Annotated in this window: 22 protein-coding genes; 21 read left to right on the forward strand and 1 reads right to left on the reverse strand. The window is 28.2% G+C overall.

What is annotated here, in order from left to right; all coding sequences use genetic code 11:
* The first annotated feature begins 204 nt into the window (after positions 1–204).
* The 3 genes from I2H23_RS08795 (at position 205) to I2H23_RS08805 (ending at position 3,676) form a co-directional block, all read left to right on the forward strand.
* Positions 205–1,044, forward strand: coding sequence for an HAD family hydrolase (locus I2H23_RS08795; protein ID WP_092922810.1), 840 nt, complete (start codon positions 205–207; stop codon positions 1,042–1,044).
* 56 nt (positions 1,045–1,100) lie between these two features.
* Positions 1,101–2,870, forward strand: coding sequence for a glycoside hydrolase family 3 protein (locus I2H23_RS08800; protein WP_195581520.1), 1,770 nt, complete (start codon positions 1,101–1,103; stop codon positions 2,868–2,870).
* A gap of 221 nt (positions 2,871–3,091) precedes the next feature.
* Positions 3,092–3,676: a helix-turn-helix domain-containing protein gene (locus I2H23_RS08805; RefSeq protein WP_166504795.1), complete on the forward strand. Its 585-nt coding sequence runs from the start codon at positions 3,092–3,094 to the stop codon at positions 3,674–3,676.
* A 136-nt stretch (positions 3,677–3,812) separates the two neighbouring features.
* On the opposite strand, the gene I2H23_RS08810 is transcribed toward I2H23_RS08805, so the two are convergent.
* Positions 3,813–4,187, reverse strand: a complete 375-nt coding sequence (locus I2H23_RS08810) for a MerR family transcriptional regulator (RefSeq protein WP_092922819.1) — start codon at positions 4,185–4,187, stop codon at positions 3,813–3,815.
* A 170-nt stretch (positions 4,188–4,357) separates the two neighbouring features.
* Here I2H23_RS08810 and I2H23_RS08815 point away from each other — a divergent pair, with 170 nt between their 5' ends.
* The 18 genes from I2H23_RS08815 to I2H23_RS08900 all read left to right on the forward strand — a co-directional run bounded on the left by I2H23_RS08815 (position 4,358) and on the right by I2H23_RS08900 (position 25,310).
* Positions 4,358–6,118, forward strand: a complete 1,761-nt coding sequence (locus I2H23_RS08815) for a 1-deoxy-D-xylulose-5-phosphate synthase (RefSeq protein WP_166504796.1) — start codon at positions 4,358–4,360, stop codon at positions 6,116–6,118.
* Between the two features lie 445 nt (positions 6,119–6,563).
* Positions 6,564–9,065: a heavy metal translocating P-type ATPase gene (locus I2H23_RS08820; RefSeq protein WP_195581521.1), complete on the forward strand. Its 2,502-nt coding sequence runs from the start codon at positions 6,564–6,566 to the stop codon at positions 9,063–9,065.
* Between the two features lie 429 nt (positions 9,066–9,494).
* Positions 9,495–9,950, forward strand: coding sequence for a C-GCAxxG-C-C family protein (locus tag I2H23_RS08825; RefSeq protein WP_092922828.1), 456 nt, complete (start codon positions 9,495–9,497; stop codon positions 9,948–9,950).
* A gap of 18 nt (positions 9,951–9,968) precedes the next feature.
* Positions 9,969–10,922 (forward strand): TDT family transporter, encoded by a 954-nt coding sequence (locus I2H23_RS08830; protein ID WP_092922831.1) that lies wholly within the window; start codon positions 9,969–9,971, stop codon positions 10,920–10,922.
* Positions 10,923–11,166: 244 nt separating this feature from the next.
* Positions 11,167–11,358, forward strand: coding sequence for a (2Fe-2S)-binding protein (locus tag I2H23_RS08835; RefSeq protein WP_092922834.1), 192 nt, complete (start codon positions 11,167–11,169; stop codon positions 11,356–11,358).
* Between the two features lie 207 nt (positions 11,359–11,565).
* Complete coding sequence (locus I2H23_RS08840) at positions 11,566–12,660, forward strand: sensor histidine kinase (protein WP_092922837.1); 1,095 nt, start codon at positions 11,566–11,568, stop codon at positions 12,658–12,660.
* Between the two features lie 4 nt (positions 12,661–12,664).
* Complete coding sequence (locus I2H23_RS08845) at positions 12,665–13,309, forward strand: response regulator (protein ID WP_092922840.1); 645 nt, start codon at positions 12,665–12,667, stop codon at positions 13,307–13,309.
* A 217-nt stretch (positions 13,310–13,526) separates the two neighbouring features.
* Entirely contained in the window at positions 13,527–14,459 is a 933-nt protein-coding gene (locus I2H23_RS08850) for an ABC transporter ATP-binding protein (protein WP_092922843.1), read from the forward strand.
* Between the two features lie 13 nt (positions 14,460–14,472).
* Positions 14,473–15,591 carry an ABC transporter permease gene (locus tag I2H23_RS08855; protein ID WP_092922845.1) on the forward strand — a complete coding sequence of 373 codons (1,119 nt, stop codon included), beginning with the start codon at positions 14,473–14,475 and terminating at the stop codon, positions 15,589–15,591.
* Between the two features lies 1 nt (position 15,592).
* Positions 15,593–16,723, forward strand: a complete 1,131-nt coding sequence (locus I2H23_RS08860; protein WP_092922848.1) for an ABC transporter permease — start codon at positions 15,593–15,595, stop codon at positions 16,721–16,723.
* 186 nt (positions 16,724–16,909) lie between these two features.
* Entirely contained in the window at positions 16,910–18,193 is a 1,284-nt protein-coding gene (locus I2H23_RS08865; RefSeq protein ID WP_195581522.1) for a hypothetical protein, read from the forward strand.
* Positions 18,194–18,349: 156 nt separating this feature from the next.
* On the forward strand, positions 18,350–19,276 hold the full coding sequence (locus tag I2H23_RS08870; RefSeq protein ID WP_092922854.1) for a chemotaxis protein: 927 nt from the start codon (positions 18,350–18,352) through the stop codon (positions 19,274–19,276).
* Positions 19,277–19,522: 246 nt separating this feature from the next.
* A complete protein-coding gene (locus I2H23_RS08875; protein WP_092922857.1) occupies positions 19,523–20,467 on the forward strand; it encodes an iron-hydroxamate ABC transporter substrate-binding protein in 945 nt (314 codons plus the stop codon).
* Between the two features lie 154 nt (positions 20,468–20,621).
* Positions 20,622–21,635 carry a FecCD family ABC transporter permease gene (locus tag I2H23_RS08880; RefSeq protein ID WP_195237930.1) on the forward strand — a complete coding sequence of 338 codons (1,014 nt, stop codon included), beginning with the start codon at positions 20,622–20,624 and terminating at the stop codon, positions 21,633–21,635.
* A 33-nt stretch (positions 21,636–21,668) separates the two neighbouring features.
* Positions 21,669–22,652, forward strand: coding sequence for a FecCD family ABC transporter permease (locus tag I2H23_RS08885; protein ID WP_330615405.1), 984 nt, complete (start codon positions 21,669–21,671; stop codon positions 22,650–22,652).
* A 47-nt stretch (positions 22,653–22,699) separates the two neighbouring features.
* The gene (locus I2H23_RS08890) at positions 22,700–23,485 is read left to right on the forward strand and encodes an ABC transporter ATP-binding protein (RefSeq protein ID WP_195237926.1); all 786 of its coding nucleotides are present in this window, start codon (positions 22,700–22,702) and stop codon (positions 23,483–23,485) included.
* 9 nt (positions 23,486–23,494) lie between these two features.
* The gene (locus I2H23_RS08895; protein WP_195581523.1) at positions 23,495–24,838 is read left to right on the forward strand and encodes an MATE family efflux transporter; all 1,344 of its coding nucleotides are present in this window, start codon (positions 23,495–23,497) and stop codon (positions 24,836–24,838) included.
* Positions 24,839–25,007: 169 nt separating this feature from the next.
* Positions 25,008–25,310 carry a hypothetical protein gene (locus tag I2H23_RS08900; protein WP_092922873.1) on the forward strand — a complete coding sequence of 101 codons (303 nt, stop codon included), beginning with the start codon at positions 25,008–25,010 and terminating at the stop codon, positions 25,308–25,310.
* Positions 25,311–25,619 lie beyond the last annotated feature (309 nt).

A 25,619-nucleotide genomic window follows, 5' to 3' on the forward strand; every position in this document is an offset into this window, starting at 1 on the left:
TTAGCCCTTGTATGTACAAGGGCTTATAGTTTATAGGCTAAATTATATTAGGTATTAGAATTTTATCAATTTATTTTTTATTAACTTTAAAAAGCAAAATTTTTGTAGAAATGAATTGAAAAACGATTGCCTTTAATTATTGCGTATGTTAGTATACTAGTATAAAGGAAAGAGCTATATAATTGCTTACTAATGGAGGATATTATGGCGAATATATTTGATAAGTATGAAAAGACACAAGAATTTTTAATATGTATTGACTCTGATGGATGTGCAATGAATACTATGGAAATAAAGCATAGAAGATGTTTTGCACCAGAGATGATAAAAACATGGAACTTATATGAAAAAGAAGATTATATATTAAACCTTTGGTATGACATAAATCTTTATACAAAAACTAGGGGTATAAATAGATTTAAAGGTTTAGCTGAAACCTTTAAAATCATAAGCAACGAAGGTATAGAAATAGATGACCTTGATAGCCTTGTAAATTGGGTTGAGACTACAAATGAATTATCAAACAAATCCTTAGAAAGAGAAATAGAAAAGACTAATAGTAAGGCCTTAAAAATGGCATATGAATGGTCTTTAAATGTAAACAAATCTATAGAACAATTACCAAAGGGTGATGAACCATTTGAAAATGTAAAAGAAGGATTAGAAACATTATCTAAGTTAGTAGATGTTGCAGTAGTATCATCAGCAAATGGAGAAGCTTTAGATGATGAGTGGAATAGACATAATTTTGTTAGGCATCTTAAAGCACTACTAGGGCAAGAAGCTGGAACAAAACAATATTGTATATCTGAGCTTAAGAAAAAAGGATATGATGAGAAGAAAATATTAATGGTAGGAGATGCACCAGGAGATTTACAAGCTGCTAAAAATAATAATGTAAATTTCTATCCTATATTAGTAAATAAGGAAGGTTATTCTTGGAAAAGATTAGTAAATGAAGTAGTTCCTAAATTAATGAATGGTACATTTGATGAAGCTTATCAAAATCAACTAATAAAGGAATTTAATGATTCATTAAAATAATAAAAATATTTGTAATAAAAAACATCCATAATAAATACAATAGGGGGAATAATTATATGTTAAATTTAAAATCAAAACCTTATAATCTTGATGAACAATCTATACAATGGGTAAAAGACACAATTGCAAATATGACGATAGAAGAAAAAATAGGTCAACTATTTGTAAATATGGGTGCAAGCCGTGATGAACAATACTTAAAAGGTGTTTTAAATAATTATCATATAGGGGCAGTTAGATACAATCCAGGTAAAGCTGAAGATGTATATGATCAAAATAAAATATTACAAGAAAATAGTAAAATACCACTATTAATAGCTGCAAATACTGAAAATGGTGGTAATGGAGCATGTACAGATGGGACATATGTAGGAAGCCAAGTTAAGATAGGAGCAACAAATGACCCTAAATATGCTTATGAAATGGGGCGTGTTTCTGGTGTGGAAGCAGCAGCAATAGGATGTAACTGGAGCTTTGCACCAGTAGTTGATATAAATAGAAACTGGAGAAATCCAATAATATCTTCTCGTTGTTATTCATCTAGTGCAGAGCAAGTATTAGAATTTTCTTTAGAGTACATGAGAGGAATAATGGAAAGTGGTATTATGCCTGCGGCGAAGCATTTCCCTGGAGATGGAATTGATGAACGTGATCAACATTTATCATTTGCTCCAAACTGGCTTTCAGTAGACGAATGGGATGCTACATTTGGAAAGGTATACGGAGGATTAATAGATGCAGGTCTTCCATCAATAATGGCAGGACATATAGCTTTACCTGAATATGTACGTTACTTTAATCCAGAAGCAACTATTGAAGAATTAACTATGCCAGCCACATTAAGTAAATATATATTAACAGATTTATTACGTAAAAAAATGGGATTCAATGGAGTAATAGTAACAGATGCAAGCCATATGGTAGCTATGACATCGGCAATGAAGCGTAGTGAAATGTTACCAACAGCTATAGCGGCAGGTAGTGATTTATTCCTATTCTTCAATGATCCAGATGAGGACTTCAAGTGGATGATGGATGGTTATAAGAATGGAATAATAACTGATGAGCGTCTTGAAGAAGCATTAACTCGTATATTAGGATTAAAAGCTGCTTTAGGATTACATAAAAAAGCTAAAACAGAAATACTACAACTAAAAGAAGAAGCTATGGCTAAAATAGGATTAGAAGAAAATAAAATACCTGCTTTAGAAATAGCAGATAAAGCTATAACATTAGTTAAGAATAAAGAAGATATATTCCCTATATCTCCAGAAAATCAAAAACGCGTATTACTTGTAGAGCCTAAAGGTCATGACGGTGGATTTGGAAAACTAATGGCTATGATGGGTGGAAAAGGTAAAAATGCAATCGAGTTAATGAAAGAGTTATTAGAAGCAGAAGGATTTGTAGTTGAAATATATGAATCTCCAATGGAAAAAGCAATGAAGTTACCACCAGAAGAGATGATGAAATCAATGATGGATATTTACTCAGGAAAGCGTCCTATATCTGAGTTAACTAGCAAATATGATTTAATAATAAACATAGCAGATATTGGACCAGGAACAGACCAACGTATACAATGGCCAATGAGCAAAGGTACTCCTGATATACCATTTTATGTAAATGAAATACCAACAATATTTGTGTCAGTACAATGTCCATTCCATTTAGCTGATGTACCTCAAGTAAAAACTTATATAAACACTTATGATAATAAAGAATACACTATAAAAGCATTAGTTGAAAAGATGTTAGGTAGATCAGAATTTGTCGGTGTAAGCTCAGTAGATGCGTACTGTGGATTATTAGATACACAATATTAATTTATAAATATAAATAATCAAATACTAATAGTTGTAGTTAAATATTGTATTTAACTACAACTATTTTTAATATATTACAAAACTTTTTTTAAATGACTAATGGATATAGTTAAATGATGTAAAATAATTAATATAAAAAGAAAAACATAATATAAACTCTACGATTAGTTTATTGAAAGATTTTCTCTAATAGTTTAAATTATTAACAAGAGGTGAAACTGATGGATTGTAAGAAAGTTGGCAAATTAATATATGAACTAAGAAAAGAAAAAAACATGACACAAAAACAAGTTGCCGAATTAATGAATATAAGTGATAAAACAATAAGTAAATGGGAGCGAGGATTAGGTTGCCCTGACATTTCTTTACTTTTAAAATTATCAGATATATTTGGTGTAAGTATAGAAGGGATTCTATCAGGAGAAATAAATTTAAATGAATTAGAGGGAGGAAATATGAAAAATATAAGATTTTATATATGTGATAAATGTGGAAATTTAATAACAACAACAGGTGAAGCATCTATATCTTGTTGTGGTAAGAAAATAGAACCATCAATTGCAAAAAAAGCAGAAGATGGACATAGACTTAATGTAGAAAATATAGAAAATGAGTTATTTATTACATCAGAACATGAAATGAAGAAGGAACATTATATTTCTTTTGTAGCACATGTAAAAGGAGATAGAGTTCAGATTGTAAAACAATATCCAGAGTGGAATATGCAGTTTAGGTTAAATCAAAATGGACGTGGTAAATTATATTTTTATTGTAAAGAACACGGACTATTTTATCAAATAGTATAGAGAAAAAATTAGTTACCAAAAAACAAATATATTTATATAGAGATATTAATTTTAAAGATAAAACCTACTATCGATTTATTGATGGTAGGTTTTTTTATAAGAAAATAATAGTAGAAAAATACTATATAAATTTTAATTATTTACATATGTTAGATTTTTGTTCTTTAATATAAAAGTTTATCTTATTATTGACAATTTTAAGAGAAGAATTAAAATTTTTTATCTCATCTTCGATATATTTTTTATGTTTTAAAAGTATATCTTCACGTTGGCATATGGTATCTGGACCTTCTATACATAAATTAACATATTCTTTAATTTTAGAAATAGGCATATGAGTATTTCTTAAACAGCATATTAGATTAAGCCACTCCAAATCTGTATCTTTAAATATTCTATTGCCTTGTTCATTACGTTCAATAAAAGGGAGTAACCCTTCTTTTTCATAGTATCGAAGTGTATGAGGTGACAAGTTATATTTTTGTGCTACTTCTTTAATAGTATATGACATATATAGCCTCCTAAAATATATGATAATATATTATACCTCTATAGTTAATTGTAAGCAAAATCAAAATAGATAAACTAAAAAATACTTATTGACTTAGAGTTTACTCTAAGGGGTATACTTATTAAAACAACGAAAATTACTTTAAAGACTAGCATCTAGGAGGAATTAATATGATATTAAATGTTTTAAATAAAATTGATGAACCAAAAGATTTAAAAGGACTTTGTAGTAATGACTTAAAAGTATTAGCTGACGAAATAAGGGAAATTTTAATAAAAAAAGTAAGTACAACAGGTGGCCACTTTGGTCCTAATTTAGGGATGGTTGAAGCAACTATAGCACTACACTATGTGTTTAATTCACCTATAGATAAGATAGTTTATGATGTTTCTCATCAATCATATACACATAAAATTTTGACGGGAAGAAAAAATGCATTTATAAATCCTGATAAATACAACAGTGTTACAGGATATACTTCACCTCAAGAAAGTGAACATGACTTCTTTACAATCGGACATACATCAACTTCAGTTAGTTTAGCATGTGGATTAGCAAAGGCTCGTGATTTAAAAGGTGGTAATGAAAATATTATAGCAGTTATAGGTGATGGTTCTTTAAGTGGTGGGCAAGCTTACGAAGGATTAAATAATGCAGCAGCATCAGGAAAAAATATAATAATAGTAGTTAATGATAATGATATGTCTATAGCTGAAAACCACGGAGGTCTTTATCAAAACTTAGCTTTACTTCGTAACACTAATGGAAAATCAGAAAATAACTTCTTTAAAGCATTAGGATTTGATTATCATTATATTAAGGATGGAAATAATATTGAGTCTTTAATTAAAACATTCTCAAAAGTTAAAGACACAAATCATCCAGTGGTAGTTCATATGCATACTATCAAAGGAAAGGGATATAAAGATTCAGAGGAAAATAAAGAAGCTTTCCATTGGGTAATGCCATTTGATTTGGAAACAAAAGAACCAAGATTTAAAAGTACAGGTGAATCTTATTCAGAGGTTGCAGGCGAATTTTTATCACAAAAGGCAAGAAAAGATAGTAGTATCGTAGCAATAACAGCTGCAACTCCTGGGCCAGTTGGTTTAGGTTCATTTAGACATGAATTTAAAGATCAATTTATAGATGTTGGAATAGCTGAGGAACATGCAATAGCACTTGCATCAGGTATAGCATCACAAGGTGGTAAACCCGTTGCATCTTTTGTTAGTTCATTTATACAAAGAACTTATGACCAATTATCTCAAGATCTTGCTATAAATAATAATCCTGCACTTATCATGGTTTATTGGGGAGGAATAACAGATAGTGATGTAACACATCTTGGATTATTTGATATACCGCTTATATCTAATATACCAAACATAGTATATCTTGCACCAACTAATAAAGAAGAATATATTGCAATGATGGAGTGGGGAATAGAGCAAGATAGACATCCAGTTGCAATACGTGTTCCTAATATGGAGGTAGTGTCAACAGGTGTTAAGGTAGAACCTAATTTTGATAACTTAAACACTTATGAAAAAGTTAAAGAAGGAAGTGAAGTAGCAATTATTGGACTTGGCTCATTCTACCATTTAGGAAATAGGGTACAAGAGATGCTAAAAGAATCAACAGGAATAAATGCTACATTAATAAATCCTAGATTCATAAGTGGAATAGATGAAAAATTATTAACTGAGCTATTGGATAACCATAGATTAGTAGTAACATTAGAAGATGGAATACTTGACGGTGGATTTGGTGAAAAGATATCGAGATTCTATGGGGATAAAGATATGAAAGTATTAAACTTTGGAGCATCAAAAGAATTTACAGATAGTGTATCATTAAAAGAATTATATGAGCGTTATCACCTAACTGAAGAGTTAATAATTTCAGATATAAAGGATGCTCTTAAATAAGATTAAAATTTGATTATAGATAGATTATAATCAACCTAATTATTGCGAATATTAAGAGGTAAGAATAGGAGTAGCTTTCACTATTAAGAGCCATATTGATGAATTTATCAATATGGTTTTTATTTATGTAAAAATAATTTATGTATAAATAAGGTACTGTATAACAAAGAACCACCTTAATTTAAATAAGGGTTTATATCAATTTGATATGAAGTTTAATGATAGATTTAACTTCTATTGTATAGTGTATATTTAAATTGATTAAAATTATTTTAAGAATATATTCTATTTTCTTAAAGATTATTGACAAATAAAAAAAATGAGATATACTTATAGATATTAATACCCCCTGGGGGTATAATGAAAATAGTATTCAAGCGGCTGAAATAAAAAATAGGGCTTATAAATATATAAAGTCTATAAAAAATATGAAAGGAGATTTAACATGAATAATATAGTAAAAAGAAGTTACAAAGTAACAGGAATGACATGTTCAGCCTGTGGTAAAGCTGCAGAAAGAGCTGTCAAAAAAATAGATGGCGTAGTCAGCCAAAGTGTAAATATGGCTACAGAAAAAATTAACATAGAATATGATAAAAATAAGGTTAGCTTTGAGGAATTGCAAAATGCAGTAAAAAAGGCAGGTTACAATTTATTAGAAGATGTTAGTTATAGCAAAATAGATTTTAAAATAGGTGGTATGACTTGCGCTTCTTGTGCAAAAGCAATAGAGAGAGCAGTCAATAAATTGGATGGAATACAAAGTATTAATGTAAATGTAGCTACCGAAAAAGCAACTATAAGTTATGATTCATCTAAGCTAAAATTAACCGCAATAAGAAATACTATTGAAAAAGCAGGATATAAAGTATTAGAAAAAAGTACAACTAGTAAATCAAACAATGTAGATGAAGATAAATTAAGAAAAGAAAAAGAAATGAAAACACTATTTATAAAGTTTTTAGTGGCAGTAGGATTTTCAATACCGCTATTTTATATAGCGATGGGACCTATGGTACCAAGTCCAATTGGACCGTGGCCAGTTCCAGATATTATAAACCCAATGACAAATTCTCTAAACTATGCTTTAATCCAAATAGTACTAGTAATACCAGTAATGATAGCTGGAAATAAATTCTACACTAATGGATTTAAAGCACTTATAAATAAAAGTCCAAATATGGATTCACTAGTAGCAATAGGAACATTAGCAGCATTTTTATATAGTTTATATACAACAGTCCAAATGGCTACTACAAATATGGTAGCAGGACATGAACATCACCAATTATATTATGAAAGTGCAGGTATAATAATAGCACTAATATTACTTGGTAAATATTTAGAATCGAGATCAAAAGGAAAAACAAGTGAAGCTATAAAAAAACTTATGGGTCTTCAACCTAAAACAGCAATAGTTATAAAAAGTGGAAAAGAAATAGAAATTCCAATAGAAGAAGTAGAAGTTGGAGATGTAATAATAGTTAAACCAGGAAGTAAGATACCAGTAGATGGTATAGTAATAGAAGGACATACTTCTGTAGATGAATCTATGCTTACAGGTGAAAGTATACCTGTAGAGAAAAGTGTAGGAGATAAAGTTACAGGAGCAAGTATAAATAAAAACGGTAGTATAAAGTTTAAAGCAGAAAAAGTTGGAGCAGATATAGCTTTATCTCAAATTATAAAATTAGTTGAAGATGCACAAGGTAAAAAAGCACCAATAGCAAAATTAGCAGATACTGTATCAGGATATTTTGTACCAACAGTTATAACAATAGCTGTAGTAACGGCATTACTTTGGTTTACAGTTGGAGGAAAAGGTGTAGAATTTGCACTTACAATATTTATATCAGTACTTGTAATAGCTTGCCCATGTGCACTAGGACTTGCAACACCTACAGCGATTATGGTAGGTACAGGCAAAGGTGCAGAAAATGGTATATTAATCAAAGGTGGAGAAGCATTAGAGTTAGCACACAAGATAGATACTATAATATTTGATAAAACAGGAACAATAACAGAAGGTAAACCTCAAGTTACAGATATAGTAGTAACTAACAATATTGATAAAGATTATTTATTAAAAATAGCAGCAAGTGCTGAAAAAGGTTCAGAACATCCATTAGGAGAAGCAATAGTAAGATTTGGTGAACAAAAAAATATTGGATTTATGAAAGTAGATAAATTCAAAGCTATACCAGGTCATGGTATAGAGGTAACTATAGATAATAAAAATGTATTACTTGGAAATAAAAAGCTTATGGATGATAGAAAAATAAGCTTAGGAAATTTAAGTAATAAATCAGATGAATTAGCAATGCAAGGTAAAACACCTATGTATATAGCTTTAGAAAATGAATTAGGTGGAATAATAGCAGTAGCCGATGTAGTTAAAGAAAGTAGTAAAAGAGCAATAGATAAACTTCACAGCATGGGAATAAAAGTTGCTATGGTAACAGGAGATAATAAAAAAACTGCTGATGCAATAGCAAAAGAAGTTGGAATAGATATAGTACTTGCAGAAGTTTTACCACAAGATAAATCAAATGAAGTTAAAAAACTTCAACAGCAAGGTAAATTCGTTGCAATGGTGGGAGATGGAATAAATGACGCTCCAGCGTTAGCACAAGCAGATATAGGTATAGCAATAGGTAGTGGAACAGATGTAGCCATGGAATTTGCTGATATAGTTTTAATGAGAAGTGACTTAATGGATGTTCCAACAGCTATAAAATTAAGCAAAGAAACTATAAAAAATATAAAACAAAATCTATTCTGGGCATTTGCATACAACACAGTAGGAATACCAGTAGCAGCAGGTGTATTATATATGTTTGGTGGACCATTATTAAATCCAATGCTTGCAGCAGCGGCTATGAGTTTAAGCTCAGTATCTGTAATAACTAATGCACTTAGACTTAAAGGATTCAAAGCATATAAATAATATTCTAGTTAATATAAGTTGATTAGACAGATATAAAGTATGAACATTAAATTAACTTATGAAATACAAAATATTCTTTTACAAAATGAATTTACGTAAATATCCATAAAAGATGATTCCATAAATTTAAAGGTCAATGAAAAAACTATAACTTTTATAATCATAAGGATAAAATGTATTTTTAATATAGTAAAAGATTAATAAATACCAAAGTGGTAAGATTATATCAAAATAAAATCATATATGGATTTTCAAGAGCTAGGGTAAAATCTAGCTCATTTTTATGTATAAATTTTTAAAAAATATTTTATAGGGAAAACTTATTCAAGTATTATTTCTATATTCAAGTACTTAATTATAGAAAATATCTATTTAACGTGGGAAAATTCCAATGTTATAATAATAACCAGAAAAAATAGGAGGGATATTATGAATAATATTGAACAAAAAGCAAAAGAAATAAGAAAAATAGGCGAAGGATACTTTGAAAGAGGAGAATTTTACTGTTCTGAAGCAGTAGTAAAAACTATAAATGACGCTTTAGGTAATCCTTTTAGTGATGATATAACTAAACTAGCATCAGGTTTTCCTATAGGAATAGGTAAAGCTGGATGTTTATGTGGAGCAGTAAGTGGTGGAGTAATGGCCCTAGGAATGGTATATGGTAGAAAACATGGAGAGCCTATGAATGAGGATATGTTTAAACGTTCATCTGGATTACATGACCACATAAAAGAACTTTACAAAAGCACTTGTTGTAGGGTTATGACTAGAAATTTTGAATTTGTATCAGAAGAAAGAAGACAACATTGTATAAAAATAACTGGTGAAGTTTGCGAATATGTAGCAAAAACTTTAATGGAAGATAATAAATTAAATAAATAGTCGAAGGATTTAGTTACTATGAAAGATAATTTTAAGAATATACCAATAGCATTATCAGCTATATCATTAGGTTTTATGGGATTGGGAACTGCCTTTGCAGGATTTAATATTTTATGGGTAAGACACATAGCAGTTTTATTTTCAGTAATTTGTTTAGGACTTATATTTTTAAAGTATGTTATGCACCCAAAAGTAGTTTTAGAAGAAATAAAACACCCTGTATTAGGAAGTGTTTATCCTACTGTCTGTATGACAATTATGGTTATAGCTGTCTATTTTAATGATTTTAATCATATGATAGGAAAAGGAACATGGATATTTGCAATAGCTCTACATTTTATAATAAGTATATTTTTCTTCAAAGAAATGTTTAAAGAGTTTAAATTAGATAAAATGATACCAGGTTGGTTTATTCCTAGTGTGGGAATAGGAGTAGGAGCCGTTACCAGCGGTCCAATGAATATGCCTTTACTTTCGGATATTGTATTTTACTATGCATTAGCTATGTTTGCAATAATAACACCAATTATGATTTACAGACTAAAAAAACATTCTAAATTACAAGGGCCTGCAAAATCTACAATAATGATATTTACAGCTCCAGCTAGTGTATGTTTAGCGGGTTGTTTAGCTACTAGCAATATGGAAAATCAAATACTTGTAAGCATTCTTGCAATATTAACATACATATCTATTATTTATAGTTATGTATTATTACCACAACTTATAAGGGAAAAATCACTTCCGCATTTAGCACCATTGACATTCCCATTATCTATAGGAGTTATAGCTTCTCAAAGATATGTAAAATATCTTGGAAATAAAAATTCAAATTTACAAGGGATATGCGAAATATTATTATATGTCCAGTGTGTAGTGGCTACTTTAGTTATAGCATATGTAGTAATTAAAGCTGTTTGTTTATTATTTAGTAAATTTAAAACAGTAGATGACAAAGGATTAAGTGTATAAAGAAAGCAAGTGTAGTTTTTACACTTGTTTTTTATATGCCATTTTATATAAAAGAGTATAATGCGGATTTTGAATAAACGATTATTTATAGTCATTTTTATGTTAGTAAATAAATAAAAAACACATTTAATATTATAAAAATTTAAGGTAATAAAGATTTATTTAAGAATATAGAATTTCCATAGTTTAATTAAGTGTTTACTAGGTATAAATAAAATATACTTTAGCCTAGGGAGGTTTTACTATGAATAATGATAGAATATGTGGTTGCTGCAATGTGACTATTGAAGATATAATAAAAGCTAAAGAAAATGGATGCACAAGTGTTGAAGAGATAGTTAAAGAAACAAATGTAGGAAGAGCCTGTGGTAGATGCAAAGATAAAGCAGAGTTAATGATTTTAAAAGTACTTTTAAATAGACTTTATATAAAGTAATAATTGGCCATATTGATGAAAGATTCAATATGGTTTTTATTTTACAAAAAAATTATATTAGTTTTTAAGTATTAAATAATATATAATTTATGTGATATGATTGAAAAGAACACAATTAAGTAATTGAATAAAGTTTAAATAGGATTAAAGTGGGGGGCTTAAAGCTAATTAAATCATAGCTTTAAATTTTATATTGGGAGAATAATAATGATACTTAGAATAATTGTAAACATTATTTTGGCAGTAAATATATTTTTATATGGTATGGAAAATGATATATACTTCGACAAAGTAAGTTATCCAATATGTATAGCTTTAATTAGCATAAGCTTATCAGTTTATATGCTATACATAATCAAACTTAAAAATAAAAAAATACTATTAGGAAATATTTTATATATGATTATAGTAACCTACCTTTATCCTCCATCTTTAGTGATTTTGACATATATGATAACTGAATATATACAAGTTAAAGGCTATAAATGTAGGTATATTTTACTTTTTGTATATATAATGTTATCTATAAAGATAGGATTAAATTATAATGATATATTTATAGGAATAATTGCTAGTATTTTTACTTATGAAATTATGAGATATGAACAAAAAATCTTGAAAATAGAAAAAATTAACTATGATTTAAAAGAGAAAAACTATAACATTGAAGAAAGAAGAAAAAAAGAAAATCGTATAAGACATCAAAATGTTGAAGTTGTAAAAATCGAAGAAAGAAATATGATATCTCAAAAACTTCACGATAAGATAGGACATACTTTGGCAGGAAGTATAATGCAACTAGAAGCTTTAAAAATAGTAATTGTAAATGATAAAGAAAAAGGCAATGAAATGCTAGAAAGTATAATTACAAACTTAAGAAATGGTATGGATGATATAAGGCAAACTTTAAGAAAAATAAAGCCAGATCAATCGCAAGTTAATATAAATAATCTAAGGTTAATGTTAGAGGATTTTTCTAATAAATCTAATATAAATACTAAATTAAATATAGAGGGAGATTTAAATGAGATAAATTTAGTTTATTGGAAAGCTATAATAGAATGTTGTAGTGAAATATTGACAAACAGCATGAAATATTCCAATGGGGAATTAATTAACATTGACATTAGCGTATTAAATAAAATTATAAGATTACATATAAAAGATAATGGTTGTTATCAGGGTGAAATAAAAAAAGGAATGGGGTTATTAGGGATTGAAGAGAGAATCATCAATTTAGGTGGAGATATTTATTTTAATAATGAAGATGGATTTTCAAACCTAATAATACTTAAAAGGTGAGAAAATGATAAAATTAATTATAGTAGATGATGATGTTTTAATAAGAGAAAGTCTAAAAATAATAATAGGGATAGATAATGAAATTGAAGTAGTTAAAGCTTTGGAAAATGGGAAAGAATGTATAGATTTTTTAAGTGAAAATGAAGTAGATGTAGTACTTTTAGATATGAGAATGCCAGTGATGGATGGTGCAGAAGTGCTAGAGGAAATTAGCAAGAGGAATATAAAGGTTAAGGTATTAATACTTACAACTTTTGATGAAGAAAAACTAATAAGTAGTGCTATAAAGCATAAGACTAGTGGATATCTGCTAAAGAGTAGTAAGCCAGAGAAAATCATAAGTGGGATAAAATCTGTTTATCTTGGAAATGGTGTGTTTGAGTCTGATATAGTGTCAAAATTGGTAGTGGGTAGTAGTAATAAAAATGATAAGTCAGATGATGAGGGTTTAAATATTTATGGGTTAACAGATAGAGAAAAAGACATAGTAAGACTTATATCAAAAGGCTTATCAAATAAAGAAATTGCAAATAAGCTTTTTTTATCTGAAGGAACCATAAAAAATCATATAACATCTATTCTGTCTAAAATGGATTTGAAACATAGGACACAGATAGCTATAGAGTATTTAAATAGTAAAATACACTAATTACATAATTGATTTTGAAGGAAAACCACTTAGGTTTTCTTTTTTATTTAACAAGGAATTATTTTAAATGAAATTAGTAAATGATTAAGGTTATTTGATAATCATGAAATTTATGACTTTAGTCATGGTTAATCAATGACTATGTGTACTTAAGGAATTTATATATCTTTAATATAATTAAAATATAAACTAATGTAAATAAATGGGAGTGATATTTATGAAATATATTGAGATAAGTGGCTTATATAAACGTTTTGGGGATGTAAATGCTATAGAAAATTTAAATCTATATATAGAAAAGGGGGATATATTTGGCCTGCTTGGACCAAATGGAGCTGGAAAAAGTACAACAATAAATATACTTTGCCAACTACTAGAAAAAGATAGGGGAAGTATAAAAATATGTAATGAAGAGTTAAGAAGGAGTGATGCTAACATAAGAGGTAAGCTTGGGATAGTTCCTCAAGACTTAGCTATATTTGAAGATATGACAGCATTAGAAAATACAATGTTTTTTGGTAGCCTATATGGGCTAAGAGGAAAAGACTTAAAAGAAAAAGCATTAAAAGCTTTGGAATTTGTAGGATTAGAAGACACTAAAAAGTTAAGCAAGACTTTTTCAGGAGGAATGAAAAGAAGATTAAATATTGCTTGTGGAATAGTACACAATCCAGAGTTATTAATCTTAGATGAACCAACTGTTGGAATAGATCCACAATCCAGAAATCATATAATGAAATCTATAAAATTTCTAAATAAAAACGGATGCACAATAATATACACAACACATTATATGGAAGAAGTAGAAGCTATTTGCAATAATATCGCAATAATTGATAAAGGGAAGGTCATAGCAAGTGGAAGTAAGGAAAGCTTAAAATCAATTATTACAGATAAAAACAAGTTTGAAGTAATGGTTAATGATATTACAGAAATAAATGAAAAAGAGTTAATGGATATAAAAGGAATAGATAGTGTTGAATTTAAAGACAATAAAATTATTGTAAGTATAGATAGAGAAATTAATGGTTTAAATGAGTTCATACTTTATATAAGTAGTAAATCCATTAAAATTTTAGATATAAAAAGTAAGGCACTAACACTTGAAGATGTGTTCTTAAATCTCACAGGAAGAAAGCTTAGAGATTAAGGAGGAGGAAAAAATGAGTATAATACTATCTGCAATAAAAAGAAGTTTAAGAGATAAGAATACAATCATTGGTACTATATTTTTAGTTATAATGCTTCCTTATATATTCTCAATAATTTTTAGCTTTGATAGTGTAAAGGAAAGCCTTGATATAAGTATAGTAGGAAACAAAAATAGTGAAATAAACAAATCATATGTAAAAGCATTAGAAGAATTTGATAAAGAAAATGAGATGATAAGCTTAGATTATAAAATCTATAACAAAGAAGAACTTGATAAAAATATTGAAGAAGTAAATAAGAGTAATTTAACTGTAATTATAGATGATAAAAATAGGAATATAAAGTTTGAAGGAAGCAAAAAACTTAGTATGGGTGAAGAAGTTATTGAAGGGATTACAAAAGAATTTTTTAATTTAATGTCTGTATACGAATCAGTGGCCAAAGAAGGTGAAGTACCTAGTATAAGTAATAATTTAGTAAAGGTATCAGAATACAAAAGTGAAGGAAACAAAAACTTAATAGCAGAAGATATAGATTATGGTAAATACTTCAGTGTAGTCATGCTTCAAATGGCAATCCTTGCAGTAAGTGCTTGTTCTTTTAAAAATACCTTTTACATAAAAGAAAATATAGGAGAAAGGGCAAAGTCCTCTCCAATGAAAATATCTAAACTTATGTCACTAGAGTTAATAGGCTCATTCATAGTTATTTTTGGTCAAGGAATTATAATGTTACTTGCAATATCCATTTTATATGGTGTAAATATTACTAAACAAAATTTATTAGGAATGATAGCCTTGATAAGTGTACTTAGTATGCTTTCTGTTTGTATAGGACTATTTGCATCATCTATATGTAAGAAAAGAAGCGTTGGAGAAAATGTCTGCTCTATAATTGTAACTGTTATGGCTTTAGCTTCAGGCGAACTTATGCCGAAAATAGAACAATTTGCAAAAAATATTCCAATATTAAAGTTAAATCCATTTGTATGGATCAGTAAAGAATTTAATTCATTAGTAACTTTAAATTATAGTGAAAATTTATATACTGCATTAGGTGTTGGAATTATAGCATCTATTGTGTTAATGGCTATATCAATACTAATTTTAAGTAGAAAAGTGGTGAAATAATATGAAAAATATCATGATTATATTAAAGCATAATTTAAAAGGTACTATGAAAGGGTGGTTTTGGTTAGTATTAATATTTCCAATAGCTATTAATATACTTGTTAGCGTGTTGGTTGATAAAGTAGACTCATCTCTAGAAGATTCAAATAATAGTTTTAATGTAGGGATATATACAAAAGACAATAGTGAAATAGTAGATGGTTTATTGCCACCAGATAAAGTAGGTAGTTTTTTTAAAGTTAGTAGTGTAAAAGAGCTTAAAGAAACTTTAGATAAAGGAGATATATCTGTTGGAGTCATAATAAATAGTAAAGATATATATAAAGATATAAAAACTAATAAAGAAGGAACAATAGAAGTCATTTCTCAAAGTAATTCAGGAAACAAAGAGTATATACTTAGCGTTATAAATACTGGAATTATGCAAATTCAATCTTTTGGAGATAACAAAGATGAATACCTAAAATTATATAAAGAATATGAAAAGAATAGCTATAAATTTACTTATGAAAATAGTGATTTATCGTATGCTTTCCATTATATAATCATGTTTGGTTTATTTGAAATGGCATTTTTAATTATAGGAGGAAGATGTATAGCACCATTATTAAAAGAAAGGGAGCTCAAAATAGACAGGAGAATTTTAATGTCTAAGATAAGTAAGGTAGAATATACATTAGGACACATATTAGGATGCTTTGTATTATTGTTGTTTCAAGGTGTAACTTTAGTAGCTACTTTTTATATACTAAATCCACAGTTTGATATTAACTTAATATGGATGATGCTACTATCGTTTGCATTATCCATTGTAGGGATAGCAGTAGCTTTAGTAGTTTTAAGTATATCTAATAATTCAACAATGTATTATACACTACTTTCTGTAATAGTAACTCCAATGTGCTTATTAAGTGGTGGATTTCTTCCTATAGAATTTATGCCAGAATCAGTTCAACATTTTTCACTGATTTTACCACTAACTTGGATAAATTCAGCATTTAAAAAGATTATTATGGAGGGGAGTTATTTAAGTATAGGGTTAGATTTATTAGCAGCAGTATCAATATCATTAGTATTAATTATGCTATATTTAGTATTAGAACGTAAAAGAAAGAATAAATTAACTTATTAAATAATATCATTAAGAATAGAGAAGTTTTTATTTATATTATTTAATATTAGATACCACTTTTTCATAAATAAACTGAAGCTAATATTTAAGACGGTTTATAATGGATAGGTGGTTTTTATTTTTGTAATAAAATATAATAAAAGATAGTTTTACTTAAAATAAATATAATGCTAAAGAGGAGACAAGGTGATTAATAATATAAATAGTAATTCATATAGCAATTTATCTAAAGCAGTATTAACAAATAGAAATAATCAAGCTAAGACAATACAAGATAAGTCAGCAATAAAAATAGATTTAGAGGCAGTATCAAAGGAACAATTTGCTAAATTAAATAAATCTCAAAAAGAAGAAGTAGCAAATTTATTAAAGCGAATTCAAGGAGAGATAGCAAAGGCAGAAATAATAGCAGTAAAAATAGTTAAGGGAGAGATATTAAATTCTGACGAAAAAAACTTTATAAAAGAAAAATATCCAGATTTAAAGCAAGTAGCAGAAGAATCTGCAAAAGAGGTAAAAGAATTAAAGCATGAAATAAAAAATTTAAAAAGTAAAGAACAAAAACAACAAGTAATATCAAAAGCAATAAATAATATAAAACTAATGAATAAAAAAGGAATACTTTCTGAGGTACAAACTAGAATTAAAATGTCAGGAATAGAAGAAGTTGAAAAGTTCATAAAGAATATTCAAAAAGAACTTAAAAAGGCAGAAATGATAGCAGTAAAAATAGTTAAAGGAGAGATATTAAATTCTGACGAAAAAAACTTTATAAAAGAAAAATATCCAGATTTAAAGCAAGTAGCAAAAGAATCTGAAAAAGAAGTAAAAGAATTAAAGCATGAGATAAAAAACTTAAAAAGTGAAGAACAAAAACAACAAGTAATATCAAAAGCAATAAATAATATAAAACTAATGAATAAAAAAGGAATACTTTCTGAAGCACAAACTAGAATTAAAATGTCAGGAATAGAAGAAGTTGAAAAGTTCATGAAGAATATTCGAAAAGAACTTAAAAAGTCAGAAATAATAGCTATCAAAATGATTAAAAGTGAGAAATTAACTCCTAAAGAAAAAAATCTTATAAATGAAAAGTACCCAGAGTTAAGACATGAAGTAGAAAAATATATAAATAAAAGTAATAGCTTAAAGGAACAATTAAAGTTATGTAAAAATGAAGAAGAAAGGCAACAAATAGTATCAAAAGAAATTAAGAATATAGAAAATATGAGCAGTAAATGCATTATTTCAGAAAGTGAATTAAAAATAAATATGGCAGCAATAGAAGAAGCTGCCATATTTATAAAAGATAGCAAATTAGAAATAAATAAAGAAGAAAGAGAAAATGATGAAGGTAAGTTATTAAAGTTTATTATAAATCCATATTTCTATGTAGGTACGGTTTCAGATAATCTATCAAGCATATTTATTATCATAGCAATAATAACAATTATTTATCTGTTTTTATAAACATGCTATTCATATTAAAGAAGAGTATTTTTATTTATAGCGTTACAAGAGTTTAGTTACAATAGATGATTAATAATCCTATAGATTTATACATAAAAGACGTATATAGAATATATAGACATCAAAATAGTTAGTAGAGAAAATTGGAGGATTATAATGGGACTTTCAGAAAATACAAGCCAAACGAAAATACTTTTAGAGTCTGGCACTAATGAACTTGAGATTATGGAGTTTACAATTTCAGGTGAAGTATTTGGTATAAATGTAGCAAAAGTACGTGAAATTTTAATGGCTCAAGAAGTAAAGAAAATGCCAAATTCACATGACGTTGTAGAAGGTGTATTTAAGCCAAGAGATGAGATTATCACGGTTATAGACCTTGGAAAATATTTAAATCTTCCTAAGCCAAAAGATATAGGACATGATATATTTATCGTTACTCATTTTAACAAGTTAAACTTTGCATTCCGTGTAAATTCAGTAGTTGGGATTGATAGAGTTTCTTGGAAAGATATAAAAAAACCTGATAGAGTTATATATGGTGGAGATGAAGGCGCAGCAACAGGTATTGCAGAATACAAGGATAGACTTATAACTATATTAGATTTTGAAAAAATAATTGCAGAAATTAGTCCGGAATCAAGTATTCAATTTGAAGCTATAGAAAAGTTAGGCGATCGTAAATGTAATGATAAAACTATTTTAATAGTAGAAGATTCAATGTTACTTTCAAAACTTATAATCGAGTGTTTACACAAAGCAGGCTATAAAAACACAGTTAAGGCAGATAATGGACAAGAAGCATGGGATTATTTATTAGAAGTAAAAACTTGTGGTGACCCAATTGAAAATCATGTTTCTTGTATAGTATCAGATATTGAAATGCCTCTAATGGATGGTCATAGGCTAACAAAACTTGTTAAAGAAGACAGTGTTTTAAAAGATATTCCACTAATACTATTCTCATCTTTAATAAGTGAAGAAATACGTATTAAAGGTCAGGCACTTGGAGCGGATGAACAGATAACTAAGCCAGAAATAGTTAATCTTGTTAGCATTATAGATAGATTAACAGAAAAATAATAAGGAAAAATTAAATAGGGTTAAGTAAAATACATTTTAAATATATCAAATATAAGAAAATATTATCATAAGCGTATGATAATATTTTTTTATTTATTTTAAAATATATAAAAAAATTTATAAAATAAAAATATATTGACTATAAAAAATTAGATGATATAATAATTATATAAATCAAATGATAATAATTATTAATAACAAAAAATAATGATAATAATTACATAAATAACAACACGGAGGAATGACATGAAAAGATTAAAATCATTAGTAGTATTAGGTGTAACAATAGCTACTCTTGGAATTGTTACTGGTTGTTCGGGAAACAGTAACAATGAAGATAGTAATAAAAAAGAAGAAACAAGAGTAGTACAATCAGTAAAAGGGGAGGTAGAAATACCAGCAGATCCTAAAAGAATAGTTGATATATCTGGAAGTAGTGAGGAGCTAGTTTTACTAGGTCACACTCCAGTAGCTACAGCAAATGTAGATTCATATGAAACAGATAAAGTTCCATCATACGTAGAGGATAAGTTAGGAAAGTCAAAAGTAGTTGGTCACTCAATGATGGATACTATGGATATAGAAGCAATATTAGCATCTAATCCAGATTTAATAATAATGGCACCAAGACAAGAAAAGATATATGATCAATTAAAAGAAGTAGCTCCAGTAGTTATGCTAAAAGATGAAGCAAATGATTGGGAAGCTAAACTTAAAGATGTAGCTAAGTTATTTGGACAAGAAGAAGAAGCTCAAAAATGGTTAGATAGCTACTATACAAAAGCTAAAAAATTAGGTGATGAAATAAAGAAAGCTAATGGGGACAAAACATACTTAACAGTATTAGCTAGTCAAGGTCAATTTATGGTATTTACTGAAGGTGGTATAGGGACAATATTAAAAGATGATATGGGATTACCTCAACCTGCTAATATGCCTAAGCAAGATGGAATAACTTTACCAACTGTTACTATGGAAGGTTTAACAGAGATAGATGCAGACCATATAATAGTTATAGCTACAGATTCAGATAAAGCCGATTTAGAAAAAAGTACAGTATGGCCAGAAATTAGAGCTGTAAAAGAAGGTAACGTAACAATACTTGATGCAAGTCCATACTTTAGTCAAGCATACAATCCAATAGGAAGAGAATTATTATTACAATCAATAAAAGATGAAGTTGTAAAATAATATAAGTATATAAAGTAGGTGGTAAAAGGATATAACTTTTGTCACCTACTATTTAATTTATAGAGAATTAATTTCAATTAAAAAATAATTACAATTAAATTTTATGGGTATATTTAAAAGAGTATTTCAGTTAAATTTAATCTAAGGAGGAACTATGAAAAAATTAAGCAAAAAAACTTTAGCTTATTCATTTATGCTTATAGGAATAATATTGCTTATAGCTGGAATAGTTATGTCTATTTCACTAGGAGCAAAAGATATAGATTTTCAAACAATAATACATAGCATATTTACAAATAGTAATGATGTAAGTATTAAGATAGTTAGAGATGTTAGGATACCAAGAGCTATTTGTGCAGCTCTTGTTGGAGGATTCTTAGCAGTGGCTGGAGCTATAATGCAAGGTATAACTAGAAACCCTATTGCAGAGCCATCTGTAATGGGTATAACACAAGGTGCTACATTTATGATAGCAGTAGCTTTTGTATTACAAAGAATATACAAAAATTTAGTTATAGGAAGTTTTGGGTTGATGGTATTTGCATTTTTAGGTGCTAGTATAAGTGGACTTTTAGTTTATTTTATAAGCTCAAGGTCGGCAAGGAAAGTAGATCCAGTAAAGCTTGCTCTTGCAGGAACTGCATTAGGTACTTTACTTATATCATTAGCTATGGGAATCTCAATGTACTTCAACTTATCTCAACAGCTAAGCTTTTGGATTTCTGGAGGACTAGTTAGTGCTAAGTGGGAAGGTGTTAAACTACTAGCTATAGTAGGAGGAACTGCATTTATAGGGGCTATGTTTATGGCACCTAAGATAACTATTTTAAGTTTAGGAGAAGAAGTTGCCATAGGATTAGGACAAAGAACAAATGCAGTTAGGTTTGTGAGTTTAATAATAGTAATATTTTTAACTGGAGCATCTGTTTCTGTGGCTGGAAATATAGTATTTGTAGGATTAATAGTTCCTCAAATTGCTAAAAGAGTAGTAGGAGCGGACTATAAATATATAATACCTAGTTCAATGATATTAGGTTCAGTTTTACTTGTATATAGTGATATTATGGCTAGAATGATTAATCCTCCTTATGAAACACCGATAGGTTCTTTAACAGCATTATTAGGAGTTCCTATGTTTATATACCTTGTTAGAAAGGATACAAAATAGATTATGAATATAAAAAAGAATAAAAAATTTATTATGATTATAGGCATTTTAATGGTATTAATATTTGCTACATTTTTAGTTAGTTTAAATATGGGATCGCTGTCTATAGAGCCATTAGATGTTATAAAAACTTTAGTAGGACAAGGATCTAAAAGTCATGAAATTGCTATATTTAAACTACGATTACCTAGAATTGTGATTGGAATTCTAGTTGGAACAGCTTTGGCAATAGCAGGTACTATTTTACAAGGTGTTACTAAGAATGATTTGGCAGACTCAGGAATACTAGGAATAAATTCAGGAGCTGCATTATTCGTTGTCATATACATTTATATTATGAATGGAAATGTATATGATGGTATAAGTAATATGACTATATTTACAATGCCAATAGTTGCATTATCAGGAGCTATATTTGGAGCATTTTTAATTTATATACTTGCATGGAAAAACGGAATAAATTCATCTAGATTATTGTTAATAGGTATAGGTATAAATGTAGCATTTACATCATTACTTACGATATTCCAATTAAGATTTACAACACAAGAATTTAATAGAGTAATGGCGTGGACTTCAGGAAGTATATGGGGAGCAAGTTGGAAATATGTATTATCAGTTTTACCTTTTATATTAATATTTACTTTGCTTACAATATATAAATCTAGATATTTAGATGTACTAAATTTAGGAGATGAAGTGGCAACAGGGTTAGGTATAGAGGTTGAAAAAGAGAGAAGAAGATTAATAATATATGCTGTAATATTAGCAGGTGTAGCGACTTCTGTAGCAGGAAGTATAGGCTTTTTAGGATTAGTTGCACCGCATATAGCTAGAAAATTAGTTGGGCCTAAGCATAAAAAGTTAATTCCTACAGCTGCACTTGTGGGAAGTTTAATTTTACTAGTGTCTGACACTATAGCTAGAAATTTAATAGCACCTATGGAAATCCCTGTAGGAATAGTAGTAGCAATAATAGGTGTTCCATACTTTATTTATCTGATGCTATCAGAATAAATAATTTCATTTTAAATAATCGAAATAATTAACCAAAGGAGATAAAAATGAACTGTATAAATACTAAAGATTTAAATATTTCATATGGAAATTTAGATATAGTAAAAGATTTAAATTTAGACATACCAAAAGGAAAAATAACTACGATAATAGGGTCTAATGGATGTGGAAAATCAACTATATTAAAAACTATAGCTAGAATTATACAACCTAAAAGTGGTGACATATATATAAATGATAAAAATATAAAGGAACAAAGTCCAAAAGAATTAGCAAAAACTATGGCAGTTCTTCCACAAAGTCCTCAGGCTCCAAGTGGCCTTACTGTAGAGGAGTTAATAGCTTATGGAAGATTTCCTCATCAAAGGGGATTTGGTAAATTAAAAAAAGAAGACAATGATATAGTTACATGGGCATTAAAGTCAACGGGAATAGAGGAATTTAGAGATAGACCGATGGAAGCCTTATCTGGAGGTCAAAGACAAAGAGCTTGGATTGCCATGGCACTAGCTCAACAAACAGATATACTTATACTTGATGAGCCAACAACATATTTAGACTTAGCTCACCAATTAGAAGTATTAAAGTTATTAGAAGAATTAAACAGAAAACAGGGAACAACTATTGTTATGGTAATACATGAACTTAACAATGCAGCTAGGTTTGCAGACTATATGATAGGTGTTAAAAAGGGTAAAATAGCATGTCAAGGTAGTGCACATGAGGTTATGACAAAGGAAAATCTTAAAGAGTTATTTAATATAGATGCTGAGATTGTTGAAGATCCTAGAACTCAAAAACCAGTATGTATAACTTATGACATGGTGGTATAGGAGTAATTTATGGAAAGTCAACAAGCTTTAAAAGAAGATAAAATAGGAAGGTTACTACTTAAGTATTCAGTACCTGCTATATTAGCAATGATGGTAACATCTTTATATAATACAGTAGATAGAGCTTTTATAGGTTCTATTAAGGATGTAGGAGCACTTGCTATATCTGGACTTGGAGTGACAATGCCTTTATTTACAATACTAGGAGCATTTTGTGTAGGAATTGCTATTGGAGGAAGTACTAATATATCTATAAAGCTCGGTGAAGGTAATAAAGAAGAAGCTGAAAGGATATTAGGAAATACATTTGCTTTAGAAATAGTTGTTGCTATAGCAATAATGATAATAGGAGCATTCTTTTTAGATGATATACTTTATATGTTTGGAGCTAGTATTGATACTATTAAATACGCAAGAGATTATATGAGTGTAATATTCTTTGGTACATGGTTTAATTTGCCAGGGTTTGCACTTAATAGTGCTATAAGGGCAGAAGGAAGACCTAAGCTAGCTGCTACAATGATGATAATAAGTTGTATTCTTAATCTAATATTAGACCCTATATTTATATTTGGATTTGATATGGGAATAAAAGGTGCAGCTATAGGAACTATAATGTGTCAACTGTTAGTATTTATATGGTCTACCTATTATTTTACACTAGGAAAATCAAATCTTAAGCTAAAAATCAAAAATATTAGGCTAGAAAAAAGACTTTTAAAAGCTATTATATTAATAGCATTAACTCCATTTTTTATGGAACTAGCATCAGGTTCTATACATTTAGTAACAAACAGAGTACTGAAAATATACGGTGGAGACTTAGCAATAGGAGCTATGACAACCATAACATCTATATACTTGATTTTCTTAATGCCTGTATTTGGGCTAAGCCAAGGAATGCAAACTATAATTGCATATAATTATGGAGCTAAGCAATATGACCGTACTAAAAAGACATTGTTAATAGCTATGATAGTAGCAACAATAATATTAACTTTTGGTTTTATACTTATTAGACTATTCCCAGAGTTATTTATTAGTATATTTACAAAAGATAGTAAACTTACTGAATTAGCTATGAATGGAATAAGTATTTATACATTTACATTGCCAATAACAGCTATTACCATTTTAGGAGCAGTATATTTCCAATCAATTGGTAGTGCAAAGATATCTATGTTCCTAAGCTTATTAAGGCAAGTAATAATATTGATACCTGTTATACTTGTAGTACCTAGAATATACGGATTAAATGGAGTATGGTCATCACAACCGATAGCAGATATAATTGCTATGATTATAGTAGGTATATTTTTATTAAAAGAATTTAAAAAAGTAAAAAACATTTAAAAGTAAACACCCATATCAATATTTGATAGGGTGTTTTTATAACTACAATAAAATGGTAGTTACAAAAAAGTGCCTAATTGTTAATGTCAATTAAATTTGTTATATTAAACATATAAATATAATGAAAGGATTTTAAGTATTAAATGTACTTAGAAATAGGCATAAGATTATGACTGATAAATTAACTTACAAAATACAAAATTTACTTCTTACAAATGAATATACAGATATAAAAGTAAGCAGCAAAGTAAATGGTGAAGAAATGAATATAAAAGAGGCTAATATAAAATTTAGATATGAGCCTAAAGAAGATAAAGGATATCTAAGTTTTGGAGAATGTAAAAATACTACTGTATGTGAAGTAGAAGACAGTGCTATAGATGAGATAGTAGTATATGATGATTCTTTACGTATAGAAACAAAAGAAAAGACATATTACTGTTATAAAGATAGCGATAAGATGTATTTTTAATAATATAACGTTTAGTTAGGTAATGAATAAAATTTAATCTAAAAGTATTAAAGGTAAAAGAAGATGCTACCATAGTCTTATGATAATATCTTCTTTTATTTTTATTCGGAATCAAAAAACTCTAAAATCTCACTCTAAAAATAATAACTATGGACAAGTTAAATTATATTTTTAGCAAAAGGAATTTTATATAATTGTGATATTGTTTTAAGTTTAAATAATTTACAAATAAAATATTATATTATATAATATAATAAAATAATCAAGCTAATAATTAAAATGTGCTTATAAATTAAGATTATATGCTGG

This window comes from Romboutsia sp. BSD2780061687b_171204_C1 (genome assembly GCF_015560225.1).
Classification (GTDB): domain Bacteria; phylum Bacillota; class Clostridia; order Peptostreptococcales; family Peptostreptococcaceae; genus Romboutsia_C; species Romboutsia_C hominis.

Bases quoted from the DNA above. Each gene is read 5' to 3' on its own strand.
- I2H23_RS08890 (WP_195237926.1), top strand. From the start codon at position 22,700: ATGAACTGTATAAATACTAAAGATTTAAATATTTCATATGGAAATTTA.
- I2H23_RS08880 (WP_195237930.1), top strand. From the start codon at position 20,622: ATGAAAAAATTAAGCAAAAAAACTTTAGCTTATTCATTTATGCTTATA.
- I2H23_RS08830 (WP_092922831.1), top strand. From the start codon at position 9,969: ATGAAAGATAATTTTAAGAATATACCAATAGCATTATCAGCTATATCA.
- I2H23_RS08810 (WP_092922819.1), bottom strand. From the start codon at position 4,187: ATGTCATATACTATTAAAGAAGTAGCACAAAAATATAACTTGTCACCT.
- I2H23_RS08840 (WP_092922837.1), top strand. From the start codon at position 11,566: ATGATACTTAGAATAATTGTAAACATTATTTTGGCAGTAAATATATTT.
- I2H23_RS08825 (WP_092922828.1), top strand. From the start codon at position 9,495: ATGAATAATATTGAACAAAAAGCAAAAGAAATAAGAAAAATAGGCGAA.
- I2H23_RS08845 (WP_092922840.1), top strand. From the start codon at position 12,665: ATGATAAAATTAATTATAGTAGATGATGATGTTTTAATAAGAGAAAGT.
- I2H23_RS08885 (WP_330615405.1), top strand. From the start codon at position 21,669: ATGATTATAGGCATTTTAATGGTATTAATATTTGCTACATTTTTAGTT.
- I2H23_RS08795 (WP_092922810.1), top strand. From the start codon at position 205: ATGGCGAATATATTTGATAAGTATGAAAAGACACAAGAATTTTTAATA.
- I2H23_RS08820 (WP_195581521.1), top strand. From the start codon at position 6,564: ATGAATAATATAGTAAAAAGAAGTTACAAAGTAACAGGAATGACATGT.
- I2H23_RS08805 (WP_166504795.1), top strand. From the start codon at position 3,092: ATGGATTGTAAGAAAGTTGGCAAATTAATATATGAACTAAGAAAAGAA.
- I2H23_RS08875 (WP_092922857.1), top strand. From the start codon at position 19,523: ATGAAAAGATTAAAATCATTAGTAGTATTAGGTGTAACAATAGCTACT.
- I2H23_RS08850 (WP_092922843.1), top strand. From the start codon at position 13,527: ATGAAATATATTGAGATAAGTGGCTTATATAAACGTTTTGGGGATGTA.
- I2H23_RS08900 (WP_092922873.1), top strand. From the start codon at position 25,008: ATGACTGATAAATTAACTTACAAAATACAAAATTTACTTCTTACAAAT.
- I2H23_RS08855 (WP_092922845.1), top strand. From the start codon at position 14,473: ATGAGTATAATACTATCTGCAATAAAAAGAAGTTTAAGAGATAAGAAT.
- I2H23_RS08870 (WP_092922854.1), top strand. From the start codon at position 18,350: ATGGGACTTTCAGAAAATACAAGCCAAACGAAAATACTTTTAGAGTCT.
- I2H23_RS08860 (WP_092922848.1), top strand. From the start codon at position 15,593: ATGAAAAATATCATGATTATATTAAAGCATAATTTAAAAGGTACTATG.
- I2H23_RS08895 (WP_195581523.1), top strand. From the start codon at position 23,495: ATGGAAAGTCAACAAGCTTTAAAAGAAGATAAAATAGGAAGGTTACTA.
- I2H23_RS08815 (WP_166504796.1), top strand. From the start codon at position 4,358: ATGATATTAAATGTTTTAAATAAAATTGATGAACCAAAAGATTTAAAA.
- I2H23_RS08835 (WP_092922834.1), top strand. From the start codon at position 11,167: ATGAATAATGATAGAATATGTGGTTGCTGCAATGTGACTATTGAAGAT.
- I2H23_RS08800 (WP_195581520.1), top strand. From the start codon at position 1,101: ATGTTAAATTTAAAATCAAAACCTTATAATCTTGATGAACAATCTATA.